This is a genomic window from Kitasatospora sp. NPDC004723 (assembly GCF_040609255.1).
Lineage (GTDB): Bacteria > Actinomycetota > Actinomycetes > Streptomycetales > Streptomycetaceae > Kitasatospora.
Window position 1 is genome coordinate 157,014 of sequence record NZ_JBEXJT010000014.1, and the last position, 15,474, is coordinate 172,487.

Here is a 15,474-nt window from a genome sequence, read left to right on the forward strand (position 1 = left end):
TGCTTCGGAATCGGTGCTTCGGGACCGGTGGCAGGCGGTGGTGGTGCTCAGCCGCCGAGGCCGGGCAGGTCGTGGCCCATCCGGTCGCGCTTGGTGCGCAGGTAGCGCGCGTTGTGCTCGCCCGCCGGGATCTCGACCGGCTCGCGGCCCTTGACCTTGAGCCCGTGCTCGGTGAGCGCGGTGAGCTTCTGCGGGTTGTTGGTCAGCAGGGTCAGCGAGCGCACGCCGAGGTCGCAGAGCATCTGGGCGCCGATGCTGTAGTCGCGGGCGTCGGCGGGCAGGCCGAGGTCGAGGTTGGCGTCGACGGTGTCGCGGCCCTGCTCCTGGAGTTCGTAGGCGCGCAGCTTGTGCGCCAGGCCGATGCCCCGGCCCTCGTGGCCGCGCAGGTAGAGCACCACGCCGCGGCCGGTCTCGGCGACCCGGCGCAGCGAGGACTGCAGCTGGGGGCCGCAGTCGCAGCGCAGCGAGGCGAGCACGTCCCCGGTCAGGCACTCGGAGTGGACCCGGACCAGCACGTCCTCGCCGTCGGGCAGCCGGCCGTCCGCGTCCAGGCCGCCGGCGACCAGCGCGATGTGCTCGACGCCGTCGAGGGTGCCCCGGTAGCCGACGGCGGTGAACTCGCCGTAGGCGGTGGGCAGCGCGGTGACGGCGGCGCGCTCGACGTGCAGTTCGGTGCGGCGGCGGTAGGCGATGAGGTCCTCGATGGAGATGATCGCCAGGTTGTGCGCACGGGCGAAGGCGACCAGCTCGGGCAGCCGCGCCATGGTGCCGTCGTCGTTGACCACCTCGGCGATGGCGCCGGCCGGTGCCAGTCCGGCGAGCCGGGCCAGGTCGACGGCGGCCTCGGTGTGGCCGGGGCGGACCAGCACGCCGCCCTCGACGGCGCGCAGCGGGAAGACGTGCCCGGGGCGGGCGAGGTCCTCGGGCCCGGTGCCGGGCGAGGAGAGCAGCCGCACGGTGCGGGCCCGGTCGGCGGCCGAGATGCCGGTGTCGACCCCCTCGCGGGCGTCCACCGAGACGGTGTAGGCGGTGCCCTTGCGGTCCTCGTTGACCTGGGTCATCGGGGGGAGCTTGAGCCGGTCCAGTTCGGCGCCGGTCATCGGGGCGCAGATCACGCCGGAGCTGTAGCGGATGGTGAAGGCCATCAGTTCGGGGGTGGCGGCGGAGGCCGCGAAGACGATGTCGCCCTCGTTCTCGCGGTCCTCGTCGTCGACGACGATCACCGCGCGGCCGAGCGCGATGTCGGTGATGGCCCGCTCGACCGGGTCGAGGACGAGTTCGTCGGACTGGTTCTCGGTCATGCCGTTGCTCCCTGCGGGACGGTGGGGGACGTGGGACGCGGCGCGCGGGTGCGCAACCACCACGAGCGCAGCCCGAGCAGGACCAGGACGAAGTAGACGGAGTAGGTGAGGCCGGAGAAGGTGTAGCCGGTGTTGAAGGCGAGCGGCACGCCGACCGCGTCGACCGCGATCCAGGCGAACCAGAACTCCACCCAGCCGCGGGCCTGGGCGACCATGGCGGCCAGGGTGCCGACGAAGATGTAGGCGTCCGCCCACGGGCTCCACGAGCCGAGCGCGGGGATCGTCAGGAAGGCCCAGGCCAGCAGGCCGGTGCCGGCCGCCGTACCGGCGACCAGGGCGGCCCGTTCGGGCCAGGTCGCGAAGCGGACGGCGATCTCCCCGCCGCTCTGCCGGCCGTTGCGCCAGCGCGTCCAGCCCCAGGCGGCGGTGACGATGACGATCAGCTGCTTGCCGACCAGGCCCGGCACGTCCCCGGCCAGGTAGGCGGCGATCAGGACCGCTCCGGAGAGCAGCTGGACCGGCCAGCTCCAGACCGAGCGGCGCCAGCCGAGGGCGAGACCGGCCAGGCCGAACAGGTTGCCGATCATGTCCGACCACTTCACGGTCTGGCCGAGGACCGTGAAGGCGTCCGAGTTGAGCCAGTTCACCGCTCCTCCCCCGTGACCGTCGGGTCCGTCGGGTTCGTCGCGTCCGTCGCGTCCGTCGTGCTCGTCGCGTCCGTCGCGTCCGTCGCGTCCGTCGTGCTCGTCGTGTTCGTCGGGGGCAGCGTGCGGGACTCCAGCAGCCGCTCCACGTACTTGGCGAGGACGTCGACCTCCAGGTTGACGCTCTCGCCGACGGCCCTGGTGCCGAGCGTGGTCAGCGCCAGGGTGGCCGGGATGAGGCTGACGGTGAAGCTGTCGCGGGCGGCCTCGACCACGGTGAGGCTGACGCCGTCGACGGTGATCGAGCCCTTCTCCACCAGGTAGCGGGTGATGGACTCCGGCAGCGAGAAGCGCAGCACCTCCCAGCGGAGGTTCCCGGCGGCGTCGCGCTCCCCCGGCTCACGGCTCAGCAGCCGCCCGGTGGCGTCGACATGACCCTGCACCAGGTGGCCGCCGAGCCGGGCGCCGAGCGCCATGGCGCGCTCCAGGTTGACCGTCGAGCCGGGCTTCAACTCGCCCAGGCTGGAACGGTGGAGGGTCTCGGCCATCACGTCGGCGCTGAACTCGCCGGTGCCGGCGGCCAGTTCGTCGGGGGTGTCGACCACGGTCAGGCAGACGCCGTTGACCGCGATGGAGTCTCCGTGGCGCGCGCCCTCACAGACCACCGGGCCGCGCAGGCGGATCCGCGAGGAATCGCCGATCTCCTCGATCGACACGACCTCGCCGAGCTCTTCGATGATGCCGGTGAACACCCGGGTTCTCCTCGCGCTTGGGGCGCGGACTCCGGGGTGCGGCATGGGAGATGACGCGGACGGGCGCGCTGCCGCACGGGTCGCCGGACGGCCACGGGACCCGTCGTCGGGCCGGGGCCGCACCGGACACCGGAGGAGGGGAACCCTCGACCGCCGCCGTGCGCCGTCCCCGCGGTCCACCGGGGGACCACAGGTGTCGCTCACTCGTCCGCCGCGCACGCCTCCCATCCGGACTTTAACCGTCGGTCCAGGAATTTCACCTGGTCAACCGGCCGCTGGCTGCGGACGGGTCGCGGACTGTAACCGCCGGTTCGGATTTTCACCGACCCCGGAGTGCGCTGAACGTCACTGCTACTTCTGCGGTCATTGTGCCACGGCCGGAGCGGGCTCAGGGAGAGGCTCCGGCTGTGGGCTGTTTCACGACCGCCGCGGGAATGCGCGCCGGTGCGCGGGGGCGCAGGCTGGTGGGAGGGGGGGATTTCGGGCCGGGCGCGGGCCCGGCCCCCAGGAGGTGCGAGCGTGATGGCCAAGTTCATGGACGTCCACCGAGGGATGGCCGGCATCACCGAGGAGCAGTTGCGGATGGCGCACCGGGCCGATCTGGAGATCCAGGGCACCGAGGGCGTGCAGTTCGAGCAGGCGTGGGCCGACCCGGAGGCGGGCGTCGTCTACTGCCTCTCCGAGGCGCCGTCGAAGGAGGCCGTGCAGCGGGTCCACGAGCGCGCCGGGCATCCGGCGGACGAGGTGCACCCCGTCGCGTTCACCGTCTGAGCCGAGCGCGCTACGTTTCCGGTATGACCAGCACACCGGAGATCACCCTTCCGTCAACTCCCGGCCCGTCCGGCCTGTTCGCCGCTCTCAGCGCGGAGGCCGTGCGCGACGCCGCGCGGTTGCGGGACGTCTACGAGCAGCCCGGCGACCACGCCCGCCGCAAGCAGGTGGACCGCATCCACGACGTCGCCCGGCAGTTGATCGCCTGCTCCTCGCTGGTGCTGGTGGCCAGCGCGGACGCCGCCGGGCGCTGCGACGTGTCGCCGCGCGGCGGGCCGCCCGGACTGGTCTCGGTGCTCGACGACTTCACCCTGGCGATCCCGGACGCGACCGGCAACAAGCGGCTGGACACCCTGCACAACGTCGTCGAGACCGGCCGGGTCGGGCTGATCTTCGTCGTCCCGGGCCGGGACACCACGCTGCGGGTCAACGGGCGGGCCTGCGTCTCCACCGACCCGCGGCTGCTGGAGCAACTGACGGCGGTCGGCAAGCCGCCGCGCAGCGCGATCGTGGTCGCGGTGGAGGAGGTCTTCGCGCACTGCCCGAAGGCCTTCCTGCGCTCCTCGGCGTGGAAGCCGGAGAACTGGCTCGCCGCGGACGCCCAGCCGAGTTCGGCCGAGGTCACCCTCTCCCACCTGGCGGACCCGGCGCTGACCATCGAGGCGATCGAGCGCAACGAGCGGGAGGCCCTGCTGTACCGCTACGAGTAGCGGGTGAGGGCGGACGCGGGGAGCGGGCGCCCGAGGTCCGGGCGCCCGCTCCCCGTGACCCGGCCCTCAGGCCGCGGCCTTGGACTTCACGTCCACCACGCTCGCGCCGTCCGCCGCCCGCTGGACGGCCTCGACGCCCTTGTGCGCGGCATCCTTGCTCGCGTAACCCTGGCCGGTCGCGACGATCTCGCCGTTGCCCGCCTTGAGCCGGAACCGGTACTTGCCTCCGGCGTCCTCGTACACCTCGAACTTGCCCGCCATCCGGGCCACCTCCTCGTCGACGGGACGCGCCGCGCGCCCCACCTGCACGGTGCGCCCCGGCCGCCGGGACCCGCACCCGCTCGGGGTCCGCTCGGGTGACCTCCCGGCGCCCTCGCGCCGAGCGGATGCCGGGACCTCGGGCGGCCGGTTGAATGGACGGATGGACTGCGTCTTCTGTGCGGTGGTGGCGGGCACCGAGCCCGCGCACCGGGTGCTGGACGACGAGGCGGCGGTGGCCTTCCTGGACCGCCGGCCGCTCTTCCCGGGCCATGTGCTGGTGGTGCCGCGCGCCCACCACCACACCCTGGCGGACCTGCCGGCGGCGCAGGTGGGCCCGTTCTTCCTGCGGGTGCAGCGGGTGGCGGCGGCGATGGAACAGGGGCTGGGCGCGGCGGGCAGCTTCGTCGCGACAAACAACCGGATCAGCCAGTCGGTGCCGCACCTGCATGTGCACGTGGTGCCGCGCAATCCCAGGGACGGGCTGCGCGGCTTCTTCTGGCCGCGCCGGGCGTACCCGGACGAGGCGGGCGCGGCGCTGGTCGCCGGGCGGCTGCGGGCCGCGCTCGCCCCGTCCTAGCCCGGGCTCTGGCGCGGTCGGCCGACCCGGACGATCGCCAGGCCGGCGCGGAAGGCGCCGGAGGGGCGGACCAGTCCGCTTCGAGGCAGGTCAGTCCGCTTCGAGACGGGTGGTGAAGCTGAACCGGTCGCCCCGGTAGAGCGAGCGCACCCGCTCCACCGGCCGGTCCTCGGCGTCCCGGGTCAGCCGGTGCAGCAGCAGCATCGGCAGCGCCGGCGGGGTGCCGATCAGCAGGGCCTCGCGCGGGGTGGCCAGCACGGTCTCGATCCGCTCGTCGGCGGCGCCGAAGCCGATGCCCGCCCGCTCGGCGAGGTAGGCGTACAGCGAGGAGGCGGGGTCGAACTCCACGTCCAGCACTGGGACCCGACCGACCGCCAGATAGGCGCTCTCCAGGCCCACCCGCTCGCCGTCCGCGAGCAGGACGCGCTCCAGGTGCCAGACCGGCTCGCCCGGGGCGATCCGCAGCTGGCCCGCCAGCTGGGGGTCCGCGCCGAGCCGTTCCAGCCCGATCAGCGTCCGGCCGGGGACCCGGCCCTGGCGGCGCACGCCCTCGGTGTAACTGGCCAGCGAGAGCGGCTGCTCCAGCTTGGGGCCGGCCACCACCGTGCTGCGCCCGCGCCGCCGGATCCGGCCCTGGATCAGCAGGTCGCGCAGGGCCTGCCGGAGCGTCTCGCGGGCCACCTCGAAGCGGGCCGCGAGCTCGCGCTCGGTCGGCAGCACGCCGTCCTCGCCGAGTTCGCCGATCAGGGCCTCCAACTGGCCCTTGACGGCGTAGTACTTGGGCACCCTGCCGTGCTCCGGGATGCCCGAGCGGATCGGCGCGCCCGGGCCGGACCGGGCGGCGGGGTCGGAGGTCTCGTCCACCCCGCCATCCTTCCAGATGGACGGACCGGGCCATGACAGTACCGCCGCGCGGGCCCGGTCGCGGCCGTTCACACCTCCCCCACCGCGCGCGTTTTACCCGGAACCCCTTGACAGGTCTAGACCATTCCGCTTGAGTCTGGGTCAGCCCCGCACCGGCCCGCACCCCGGTCGGCCCGTCCCCCACGACGTGCCCCCACCCCGCGGGGCCCCGGCTCCCCTGCCCCGACGTCCCTACCTCCACGACCGTGCGGCCCCACACCGCACAAGGGGTGATCAAGTGTCCACGAAACGCCTGCTCGCACTGCTCTCCGCCGTCGCCACGGCGCTGGCGGTGGTCCTGCTGCTGCCCGCGGCCAACGCCAGCGCCGCCGTCTGCGGCACGCCCTGGAACTCCTCGGCCGTCTACACCGGCGGCGCCGCCGTCTCCTACAACGGCCACAACTGGCTCGCCAAGTGGTGGACCCAGAACGAGCCGCCGAGCACCGGCGGCTCCGGCGTCTGGTCCGACCAGGGCGTCTGCGGCACCGGCCCGACGACGACCCCGACCCCGACCGTCACGCCGACCGTCACGCCGACCTCCACCGGCAACCCCAACCCCGGCGGATTCCCGGTCAGCCAGGCCCAGTTCGACCAGATGTTCCCGAACCGGAACCCCTTCTACACCTACCAGGGCCTGATCGACGCCCTCGCCGCCTACCCCGCCTTCGCGGCCACCGGCACCGACACCGTCCGCCGGCAGGAGGCCGCGGCCTTCCTCGCCAACGTCAACCACGAGACCGGCGCGCTGGTGTACGTGGTCGAGCAGAACACCGCCAACTACCCGCACTACTGCGACGCTTCGCAGTCGTACGGCTGCCCGGCCGGCCAGGCCGCGTACTACGGGCGCGGGCCGATCCAGCTGAGCTGGAACTACAACTACAAGGCCGCCGGCGACGCCCTCGGCATCGACCTGCTGCGCAACCCCAACCTGGTGCAGACCGACCCGGCCGTCGCCTGGAAGACCGCGCTCTGGTACTGGAACACCCAGAACGGGCCGGGCACCATGACCCCGCACAACGCGATCGTCAACGGCTACGGCTTCGGCGAGACCATCCGCAGCATCAACGGCTCGCTGGAGTGCAACGGCGGCAACCCCGCCCAGGTGCAGAGCCGGATCAACGCCTACCAGCGCTTCACCCAGCTGATCGGCACCGTGCCGGGCAACAACCTGAGCTGCTGAGCCGGGACGCGCCTCGCCCGGGACCCCGCCCGTCCTCCCGTACCTCCCGGGAACGAGCGGGGTCCCGGTGAAAATCGTCGCCCCGGTGGACGACGCGGCCCGGCGCCGCTCCTAGGCTCGGGGCCATGAACGATCTCGGCAGCCTCGTCCAGCAGACCGCCGACCGCCTCGCCGGCCAGCAGGTCGGCGTGGTGGTCGCCGGCCTCGCCCGCGGCACGGTGGAGATCCGCGGCGCCGGACGCACCGGCCCCGGACCCGCCGGCGGGCGGCCCGGTCCGGACACGCTGTTCGAAATCGGCTCCGTCACCAAGGTGTTCACCTCCCTCGTACTCGCCCGGCTGACCCTGGCGGGCACCGTCGCGCTGGACGAGCCGCTCGCGGACCTGTTCGCCGACGCGCTCCCGGCCGGCGCGGCCTTCCCCGGCAAGGGCCCCGCGCCGATCACCCTGCACCACCTGGCGACCCACAGCTCCGGCCTGCCCCGGCTGCCCGCCGGGATGCTGCTGTCCTCCCTGCTCACCCCCAACAAGCCCGACCCCTACGCACACTGCACCCCCGCGTGGCTGCTCGACAGCCTCGGCCGGACCAAGGCGCGGACCGCGCCCGGGCGCGGCTTCCGCTACTCCAACCTCGGCGCCGGACTGCTCGGCCTCGCCCTCGCGCACCGGGCCGGCGTCGGCTACGGGGAGCTGGTCCGGCGGGAGGTCTGCGAGCCGCTCGGGCTCACCGACACCGTGCTCGCGCCCGACCCGGCGCAGACGGCCAGGCTCGCCCCCGGCCACACGGCGGGCGGGCGCCCGGTGCCGGGCTGGGACCTCGCCGGCCTCGCGGGGGCGGGCGCGCTCAAGTCCACCGCCGCCGACCTCGCCGTCCTCCTGCGGGCCCAGCTGGCGGCCGGCGGCGAGGGCACCGACGGCCGGGACGGCACCGACGGCGGCTCGCCGCTCGCCCCGGCGATCGCGCTGACCCGCGAGGTGCGGCACCGGGTCAACCCCTTCGCCTGGACGCACCTCGGCTGGCTGGGCCACCGCCTGCACGCCCGGCAGGGCGGCCACCTGCAGATCTGGCACAACGGCGGCACCGGCGGCTACCGCTCCTTCACGGCCTTCGACCCGGAGCGGCAGGTCGGGGTGATCGTGCTGGCCAACACCCGCCGCTCGGTCGACACCCCCGGCGTCCAGCTGCTGCGCACCCTGCAGACCACCCAGGCGTAGCCCGCCGACCACCCGGGGGTGACCGGCCGCGGCCGTGCGCCGAGCGCGGGTGGCGGGGCCCGTGGGAAGATGGCAGGGCTGGTGGCGACGATCTCCGGGCGGTTCCGGCCATGGTGACCGAGCATGGTGAACAGACGGCATGAGCGGCACGAGGCCGCCGGGCCCGGACGTCCCGACGGCCCGGAGGCCCTGCTGATGGTGCCGATCGCCACCGCCCTGATCGAGGCCGACGGCCGGATCCTGCACTGGAGCGGCGACGCCGAGGCGCTGCTCGGCTACTCCGCCGAGGAGGCGATCGGCGCGCGGGCCGCGCAGCTGCTGGTCGCCGACGAGCGGCGGCCGGAGGTGCTGGGGCTGTTCCAGGAGATCCTGGACGGCCGCGTCTGGTCCGGTGTCTTCCCGGTCCGGCACCGCGACGGGCACCACGTCAACCTGGAGTTCCGCACCCATCCGATCGCCGGGCCGGGTGGCCGCCCGCTGGTACTGGCGGTGGCCTCGGACGTGACCACGCTGCGCCGGATCCAGTCCGACCTGGCCGTGCTGGACGGCTTCTTCACCCAGGCCCCGGTCGGCATGAGCGTGTACGACACCGGCCTCGCCTTCGTCCGGCTCAACGAGGCGCTGGCGAGGATCAACGGGCTGTCGGTGGAGCAGCACCTCGGCCGCCGGCTGACCGAGCTGCTGCCCGGCATCAACGGCGCGGAGAGCGAGGAGGTGATGCGCCGGGTGCTGGAGACCGGCGAACCGGTGGTGGACGCCCGTTCGTACGGCCGCACCCCGGGCGACCCGATGCACGACCACGCCTGGTCGGCCTCCTACTTCCGGCTGGAGGACAAGGGCGGACGCGTCCTCGGGGTGAGCTCGACGGTCGTCGACGTCACCGAGCGCTTCCAGGCCGAGACCAGGGCCGCCCGGGCGCAGCGGCGGCTGACCCTGCTGGTCGAGGCCACCGCCTCGATCGGCACCACGCTGGACCTGCGGCAGACCGCCCGGGAGCTGGCCGACGCGATGGTGCCCGAGGTGGCCGACATCAGCGGCGTCTTCGCCCTGGAGGCGCTGGCCGCCGGCCGGGACGTCGAGCCGCTGGACCCCACCGCCCCGCTGCAGGTGCGCCGGCTGGCGCTGGCCACCGCCGACCCGCTCTACCCGGCGGAGGCGCTGCCGGTGGACGCGGTCTACGAGGTGGCGCCGGACTCCCCGTACGCGCGGGCGCTGGTCTCCGGGCGGACGGTGGTCGTGCCGTCCTGGGAGTTGCCGCCGCTGAGCGAGGCGATCACCGAGAGCGGCCGGCAGGCGTACCTCGGCGACCGGCCGCGCTCGGTGCGGATCACCCCGCTGGTGGCGCGCGGCACCACGCTCGGCATGATCGTCTTCTCCCGGCGCGGCGCGCGGGAGTCCTTCGCCGAGGCGGACATCACGCTCGGTGACGAACTGGCCTCCCGGGCCGCGGTGGCCATCGACAACGCCCGGCTGTACCTGCGCCAGCACCAGACGGTGCTCGACCGGCAGCAGGCGCTGCGCGAGGCGAAGGCCGCGCAGGAGCGCCTGGCGGTGGTGAACACGGCCTCCGCCCGGATCGGCACCACGCTCGACCTCGCCCAGACCGCCCAGGAGCTGGCCGAGGTGGCGACGCCCCGGCTGGCCGACACGGTGGTCGTCGAGGTGCTGGACGACCTGGTGCGCGGCGAGCCCGAGGCCCGGACGTCCGAGGACGGTTCTGCGCTGCTGCGGCGGATGGCCTTCCACGCGGCGCCGCACTCGACCCTGCGCCCGATCGACCGGACCGGCGGGGTGCACCGCTTCGTCGCCACCACCCCCTACGCCTGGGCGCTCGCGCACCGCGCCCCGGTGCTGGTACCGCGGATGGACGAGGCCGGGCTGGCCTGGTTCCGGGACGACCCGGTGCGCGCGGCGGCGGTGCACGAGCAGAACGTCCGGTCGTTGATGGTGGTGCCGCTGATCGCGCGCGGCTCGCCGGTCGGCCTGGCCGCCTTCTACCGGACCGTGGTGGACCGCCCCTACGAGGAGGACGACCTGACACTGGCCGGGGAGCTGGCGGTGCGGGCGGCCGTGTCGATCGACAACGCGCTGCTGTTCACCCGGGAACGGGACGCGGCCGCCGCCCGGCAGCAGGCGCTCGACGAGGCGCGGTCCGCGCAGCAGCGGCTGTCGCTGCTCAACGAGGCGTCGGGAAGGATCGGCACCACCCTCGACCTGTACCGCACCGCCCGGGAGCTGGTCGACGTGGTGATCCCGCGCTTCGCCGACTTCGTCACCGTCGACCTGCGCGAGGCGGTGCTCGACGGCGAGGACCCGGCGCCCGTGCCGGCCGACGGCTCGGTGCTGATGCGGGCGGTGGCGGTCGGCGAGCTGGACGAGCACGGTGCCATGGCGGACGCCGCCGACGCGATCGGGGAGACCTCGCAGTCGGCGCAGATGTACGCGCAGAGCCTGCGCACCGGCCGGTCGATCCTGGTCCCGGAGGTGGACGCGGCGGCGCTGCGCGGGATCGTGGCCTCGCCGGACCGGGTGCAGCCGAGCCTGGAGGCCGGGGTGCACTCGTACCTGATGGTGCCGCTGCTGGCGCGCGGACTGGTGCTCGGCGGCGCGGAGTTCGTCCGCAGCCGCAATCCGCTGCCGTTCGGCCCGGCGGACCGCGCGCTGGCCGAGGAGCTGGTCGCCCGCACCGCGCTGGCCATCGACAACGGCCGGCTCTACCGGCGCGAGCGGGAGACCGCGCTCACCCTGCAGCGCAGCCTGCTGCCGCAGGAGATCCACCGCACGCTGGGGCTCGATCTCGCCTACCGGTACCTGCCGAGCAGTGTGGTCAGCGAGGTCGGCGGCGACTGGTTCGACGTGGTGCCGCTCTCCGCCGGCCGGGTCGCGCTGGTGGTCGGCGACGTGATGGGCCACGGCATCCGGGCCGCCGCAACGATGGGCCAACTGCGCACCGTGGCACGGACGCTGATCACCCTGGAGATCGCCCCCGACCGGGTGCTGCAGCGCCTGGACGAGGCCACCACGGCGCTCGGCGAGGGCCAGTTCGCCACCTGCATCTGCGTGGTGTACGACCCCGTCGGCCGGCACTGCACCGCCGCCTGCGCGGGCCACCTGCCCCCGGTGGTGTCCGACACCGAGGGCAACGCCCACCTGGTCGAGCTGCCGCCCGGCGCGCCGCTCGGGGTCGGCGGAGTCCCGTTCGAGAGCGTCGAGTTCACCCTCCCCGAGGAGGGCATCCTGACCGTCTACACCGACGGCCTGGTCGAGCGGCGCGGCCGTGACCTCGACGAGGGGCTGCGGCTGCTCTGCCGCACCGTCGCCGACCGCCGCCCCTCGCTGGAGCAGACCTGCGACGCGGTGCTCACCGAACTCACCGGCCGCACCAGCGAGGACGACATCGCCGTCATCATGGCGCAGGCCCGGCCGGCCGGTTCGGACCGGATCGCCACCCTGGCGCTCGGCGGCGACCACGCGATGGTCGCCCACTCGCGCCGCTTCACCCGGGAGACGCTCACCGACTGGGGGCTGTCCGCGCTCGCCGACTGCGCCGAGCTGCTCACCAGCGAACTGATCACCAACGCCCTGGTGCACGCCGGATCGCCCACCCAGCTACGGCTGTTCTGCAACCGCACGCTCACCGTCGAGGTGGCCGACCGGGACATCACCACCCCGCGGATCGGGCGCGCCCACGAGGAGGACGAGGGCGGACGCGGCATCCACCTGGTGAACGAGCTCGCCCACCGCTGGGGCAGCCGGCGCACACCGGAGGGGAAGGTGGTCTGGTTCGAGCTGGAGCTGCCGCCGGGGCGGTAGCCGGCGGGTTACGCGTCCCCGCTGATCGGCAGGTGTTGCTCCCACGGGCCATCCGCCCAGGCCGCCAGCGTCCGGCGGCTCTCGAAGCGGCGCGGACGGCCGGTCAGCGGGTCGGTGAACTCCATCACCGCGGAGAGCAGTTGCAGCGGACGGCGGAAGTCGTCCGGGGCCGGCTCCGGCAGCACCACCGGGTACACCGGGTCGCCCAGGATCGGCAGGCCCAGCCCGCTCATGTGCAGCCGGAGCTGGTGGGTGCGGCCCGTCGACGGCCGCAGCAGGTAGCGGCCCAGCCCGTCGCGCTGCTCCAGCAGCTCGATCCGGCTCTCGCTGTTCGGCGCCTCGTCGAGTTCGCGCGCGGCGATCTCCCCGCGCTCCTTCACGATGTGGCTGCGCACCGTGCGCGGCAGCTCCACCGCCGGGTCGTACGCCGCCACCGCCCGGTACTCCTTGCGGACCAGCCGGTCGCGGAACAGCGTCTGGTAGGCGCCCCGGTCCTGCGGCCGGACCACGAACATCGCCAGCCCCGCCGTCAGCCGGTCCAGCCGGTGCGCCGGGCTCAGCGCGGGCAGCTCCAGCGCGTGCCGCAGCCGGGAGAGCGCCGTCTCCACGACGTGCCGTCCGCGCGGGGTGGTGGCCAGGAAGTGCGGCTTGTCGACGACCACCAGGTGCTCGTCCCGGTGCAGCACCTCCAGCTCGAACGGGACCGGTACCTCCGGCGGCAGCTCCCGGTAGAACCACAGGTGCGTCCCCGGCCGGAACGGCTCGGCCGCGTGGACGGCCCGCCCGTCCTCCCCGACCACCCCGCCGGCCCGCAGCAGCGCGTCCACCCGCTCGGCCGCCACCGCGGGCAGCCGCTCCGCCAGGTACGCCCCCACCGTCGCCCACGGCCCGCCCGTCACGGGCAGCCGCAGATGCACCGGATCCACCCCGAACCGCTGGGGAAGCGGCGAGGCCGGCGCCGTACTCCTGCGTCTCATCTCGCCCGCCACCCTACGTCCTCCGCACACCGCCCTGTCGGCGGCGTCCGGCAGACTGCGGGCCATGGCACCCGTGGATCACGACGTCCCCGCCCTGTCCGCCCGCATCACGGCCTGGCTCCCCGCGCACACGGCGTAGGGGTCCACCTTCGGACCCCCGTCGTCCGCCCGGAGGACGGGTCGGACGCCCCCCGCGGACCGCGAACCGGACCGCGAACCGGACTGGGAACCGGCCGGGGCCTGACCGTCCCGGCGGGTGCCGGGATGCCGGTGGGGTGGGGGGCGGTGGAGAGTGGACGAAGGGGTTCCGGAGCGGGCGAACGGGCAGGAGGCGAGGGCGTGGCCGTGGGCGCCGGCGGGTCCGAGGACGGCGAGATGCCGCTGCCGCCGCTGCCCCGGCGGACCAGACGGCTGCTGCTCGGCGCCTTCCTGCTGCTCGTCGGGGCCGTGCTGGCGGACCTGCTCACCGGGCCGGGCACCACCCTCTCCCCCGTCCTCGCGGTGGCGCCCGTCCTGGTCGGCGCCACCACCCGGCGGGCCCGGGTGCCGCTCGCCACCGGGGTCGCCGCCATCCTCGTGGCCGGGCTGCTGGAGGAGGAGAACAGCCACCTGCCCGACACCGTCCACCTCGCCTCGCTGATCACCATCACCGCCGCGACCCTCGCCAGCGCCGCCAACGTCGTGCTGATCGCCTCCCGCGAACGCGAGCTGTTCCACGTCCGGACCGTCGCCGAGGCCGCCCAGCGGGCCCTGCTGCGCCCGCCGCCCGAGCGGGTCGGCCCGCTGCGGATCGCCGTCCGGTACGTCGCGGCCGCCGCCGAGGCGCGGATCGGCGGCGACCTGTACGAGGTGGCGGACACCCCGTACGGGATCCGGGTCCTGCTCGGGGACGTCCAGGGCCACGGCCTGCCCGCCGTCGAGACGGCGGCGGACGTGCTCGGCGCCTTCCGCACCGCGGCCCGCACCGAGCCGGACCTCGCCCGGCTCGCCGAACGGCTCGACGCCGTGGTGAGCGACCGCCCGACCGACGGGCGGTTCGTGACCGCGCTGCTGCTCGCCGTGGACCGGGACGGCGCGGCCCGGCTGGTGAACTGCGGCCACCCGCACCCCCTGCTGCGCCGCGCCGGCCGGATCACCGAACTCGCCCCGGCCCGGCACGCCCCGCCGCTCGGCCTGCTCGGCCTGGCCGGCGACGGCGGTTACCACGCCGACCCCGTCCACCCGCACCCCGGCGACCTGCTGCTGCTGTACACCGACGGGGTCTCCGAGGCCCGCAACGCGGTGGACGTCTTCTACCCCCTCCCGGCCCGCCTCCCCGGCCTGCCCGCCGCCACCCCGGACGACCTGCTGGACGCCCTGCTCGCCGACGTCGCCTCCTGGGTCTCCCCCGCCGGCCTCGCCGACGACGCCGCCGTCCTGGCGATCCGCTGGGAGCCCTGAGCGGCGGCACCCGCCCTGGGCACCGGCAGCCCGACCCCGACGGGCCGGTCCGACCACCCGGGATCCACCGACCCGGCGTGCCACGATGATGCGATCAGTGCACGATCGACGCCGGAGGGTGACGCATGGTCAGGGTGTCCACGAGGACCACGGCGGCGGCGCACGGGATCGACGCGGTGGTCCGCCGGTTGCGGGCGATCGGGGCCGGGCTGCCGCCCTCCGACGGGGTGGCGGTGTTCAACCGGATGTACCTCACCGTCACGCGGACCGTGCGCTCCCGGCTGGGTTGCTTCGCCGACCCGTCCGCGATGGCCGTGCTCGACACGGTGTTCGCCGGGCGCTACCTGCTGGCCGTGGACGCGGTCGCGGCGCGACGGCGGCCACCGGCCTGCTGGCGGCCGCTGTTCGAGCTGCGCGCGCACCCGGGCGTGCACCCGGTGCAGTTCGCGCTGGCCGGGATGACCGCCCACATCCAGCACGACCTGCCGCTCGCCGTCGTCGCCACCTGCCGGCGGCTCGACCGGGAGCCGGAGCACCTCGCGGAGGACTACCACCGGATCAACGACCTGCTGGCGGAGGTGGAGACGACCGTGCGGGAGCAGCTGATGCCGGGCCCGGACGTCCTGGAGCGGTTCGAACCGCTGACCCACCGCTTCGGGGCGTGGTCGGTCGACACCGCCCGGGAGGCCGCCTGGGGGTCGGTGCAGGTGCTCTGGGAGCTGCGCGAGCGCCCCGCGGCGGCCGCGGCGTTCGGCACGGCGCTGGACGGCGCGGTCGGGCTGCTCGGCCGCGCCCTGCTGCTCCCGCTCGGCCTGCGGCCCGACGCACCGGCGGGGGGGCCCGGCCCCCCCAACGCGGACGGCGCCGCCCCCCGGCCCCCGGGCACGGCCGCGGGGGGGGGGGCCCCCCCGGGAGGGGTCGGGGTGTCCGC

The 15,474-nt window shown here is 74.8% G+C and carries 14 protein-coding genes and 1 riboswitch; of the genes, 8 read left to right on the forward strand and 6 right to left on the reverse strand.

Features of this window, described 5'->3' with window-relative positions:
* Positions 1–47: 47 nt before the first annotated feature.
* Genes ABZW10_RS17045 through ABZW10_RS17055 form a run of 3 tightly spaced genes read right to left on the reverse strand, consistent with a single transcriptional unit; the run spans position 48 to position 2,697 of the window.
* A complete protein-coding gene (locus ABZW10_RS17045) occupies positions 48–1,301 on the reverse strand; it encodes a bifunctional 3,4-dihydroxy-2-butanone-4-phosphate synthase/GTP cyclohydrolase II (protein ID WP_355365602.1) in 1,254 nt (417 codons plus the stop codon).
* Positions 1,298–1,948, reverse strand: a complete 651-nt coding sequence (locus tag ABZW10_RS17050; protein ID WP_355365605.1) for a nicotinamide mononucleotide transporter family protein — start codon at positions 1,946–1,948, stop codon at positions 1,298–1,300. The genes ABZW10_RS17045 and ABZW10_RS17050 overlap by 4 nt, the downstream gene beginning before the upstream one ends.
* Positions 1,945–2,697 carry a riboflavin synthase gene (locus ABZW10_RS17055; protein ID WP_355365608.1) on the reverse strand — a complete coding sequence of 251 codons (753 nt, stop codon included), beginning with the start codon at positions 2,695–2,697 and terminating at the stop codon, positions 1,945–1,947. The genes ABZW10_RS17050 and ABZW10_RS17055 overlap by 4 nt, the downstream gene beginning before the upstream one ends.
* Positions 2,698–2,909: 212 nt before the next feature.
* Positions 2,910–3,037, reverse strand: a riboswitch (FMN riboswitch).
* 182 nt (positions 3,038–3,219) lie between these two features.
* Here ABZW10_RS17055 and ABZW10_RS17060 point away from each other — a divergent pair.
* Positions 3,220–3,468, forward strand: coding sequence for an SCO4226 family nickel-binding protein (locus tag ABZW10_RS17060; RefSeq protein ID WP_355365611.1), 249 nt, complete (start codon positions 3,220–3,222; stop codon positions 3,466–3,468).
* A 23-nt stretch (positions 3,469–3,491) separates the two neighbouring features.
* Positions 3,492–4,178, forward strand: a complete 687-nt coding sequence (locus tag ABZW10_RS17065) for an MSMEG_1061 family FMN-dependent PPOX-type flavoprotein (RefSeq protein WP_355365614.1) — start codon at positions 3,492–3,494, stop codon at positions 4,176–4,178.
* Positions 4,179–4,244: 66 nt separating this feature from the next.
* On the opposite strand, the gene ABZW10_RS17070 is transcribed toward ABZW10_RS17065, so the two are convergent.
* The gene (locus ABZW10_RS17070) at positions 4,245–4,439 is read right to left on the reverse strand and encodes a DUF1508 domain-containing protein (protein WP_355365617.1); all 195 of its coding nucleotides are present in this window, start codon (positions 4,437–4,439) and stop codon (positions 4,245–4,247) included.
* Between the two features lie 160 nt (positions 4,440–4,599).
* Between ABZW10_RS17070 and ABZW10_RS17075 the strand changes: the two genes are divergently transcribed.
* A complete protein-coding gene (locus ABZW10_RS17075; RefSeq protein WP_355365619.1) occupies positions 4,600–5,016 on the forward strand; it encodes an HIT family protein in 417 nt (138 codons plus the stop codon).
* A 90-nt stretch (positions 5,017–5,106) separates the two neighbouring features.
* On the opposite strand, the gene ABZW10_RS17080 is transcribed toward ABZW10_RS17075, so the two are convergent.
* Positions 5,107–5,880, reverse strand: coding sequence for a GntR family transcriptional regulator (locus ABZW10_RS17080; protein ID WP_355365622.1), 774 nt, complete (start codon positions 5,878–5,880; stop codon positions 5,107–5,109).
* 277 nt (positions 5,881–6,157) lie between these two features.
* Between ABZW10_RS17080 and ABZW10_RS17085 the strand changes: the two genes are divergently transcribed.
* From ABZW10_RS17085 to ABZW10_RS17095, 3 genes are all read left to right on the forward strand, one after another.
* Complete coding sequence (locus ABZW10_RS17085) at positions 6,158–7,099, forward strand: glycoside hydrolase family 19 protein (protein WP_355365625.1); 942 nt, start codon at positions 6,158–6,160, stop codon at positions 7,097–7,099.
* Positions 7,100–7,224: 125 nt separating this feature from the next.
* Entirely contained in the window at positions 7,225–8,313 is a 1,089-nt protein-coding gene (locus ABZW10_RS17090) for a serine hydrolase domain-containing protein (protein ID WP_355365628.1), read from the forward strand.
* Between the two features lie 123 nt (positions 8,314–8,436).
* On the forward strand, positions 8,437–12,126 hold the full coding sequence (locus ABZW10_RS17095; RefSeq protein ID WP_355365631.1) for a SpoIIE family protein phosphatase: 3,690 nt from the start codon (positions 8,437–8,439) through the stop codon (positions 12,124–12,126).
* Between the two features lie 8 nt (positions 12,127–12,134).
* Here ABZW10_RS17095 and ABZW10_RS17100 read toward each other — a convergent pair whose 3' ends face one another.
* Positions 12,135–13,103: a pseudouridine synthase gene (locus ABZW10_RS17100; RefSeq protein ID WP_355365634.1), complete on the reverse strand. Its 969-nt coding sequence runs from the start codon at positions 13,101–13,103 to the stop codon at positions 12,135–12,137.
* Positions 13,104–13,442: 339 nt separating this feature from the next.
* Between ABZW10_RS17100 and ABZW10_RS17105 the strand changes: the two genes are divergently transcribed.
* Positions 13,443–14,543, forward strand: coding sequence for a PP2C family protein-serine/threonine phosphatase (locus tag ABZW10_RS17105; protein ID WP_355365637.1), 1,101 nt, complete (start codon positions 13,443–13,445; stop codon positions 14,541–14,543).
* Positions 14,544–14,677: 134 nt separating this feature from the next.
* The coding region (locus ABZW10_RS17110; protein ID WP_355365640.1) for a DUF5995 family protein at positions 14,678–15,474 on the forward strand (797 nt) is incomplete at its 3' end.

What these genes read in the sequence shown, in the direction of transcription:
- ABZW10_RS17075 (WP_355365619.1), top strand. Translation starts at nt 4,600, where the DNA reads ATGGACTGCGTCTTCTGTGCGGTGGTGGCGGGCACCGAGCCCGCGCAC.
- ABZW10_RS17070 (WP_355365617.1), bottom strand. Translation starts at nt 4,439, where the DNA reads ATGGCGGGCAAGTTCGAGGTGTACGAGGACGCCGGAGGCAAGTACCGG.
- ABZW10_RS17045 (WP_355365602.1), bottom strand. Translation starts at nt 1,301, where the DNA reads ATGACCGAGAACCAGTCCGACGAACTCGTCCTCGACCCGGTCGAGCGG.
- ABZW10_RS17060 (WP_355365611.1), top strand. Translation starts at nt 3,220, where the DNA reads ATGGCCAAGTTCATGGACGTCCACCGAGGGATGGCCGGCATCACCGAG.
- ABZW10_RS17095 (WP_355365631.1), top strand. Translation starts at nt 8,437, where the DNA reads ATGGTGAACAGACGGCATGAGCGGCACGAGGCCGCCGGGCCCGGACGT.
- ABZW10_RS17090 (WP_355365628.1), top strand. Translation starts at nt 7,225, where the DNA reads ATGAACGATCTCGGCAGCCTCGTCCAGCAGACCGCCGACCGCCTCGCC.
- ABZW10_RS17100 (WP_355365634.1), bottom strand. Translation starts at nt 13,103, where the DNA reads ATGAGACGCAGGAGTACGGCGCCGGCCTCGCCGCTTCCCCAGCGGTTC.
- ABZW10_RS17065 (WP_355365614.1), top strand. Translation starts at nt 3,492, where the DNA reads ATGACCAGCACACCGGAGATCACCCTTCCGTCAACTCCCGGCCCGTCC.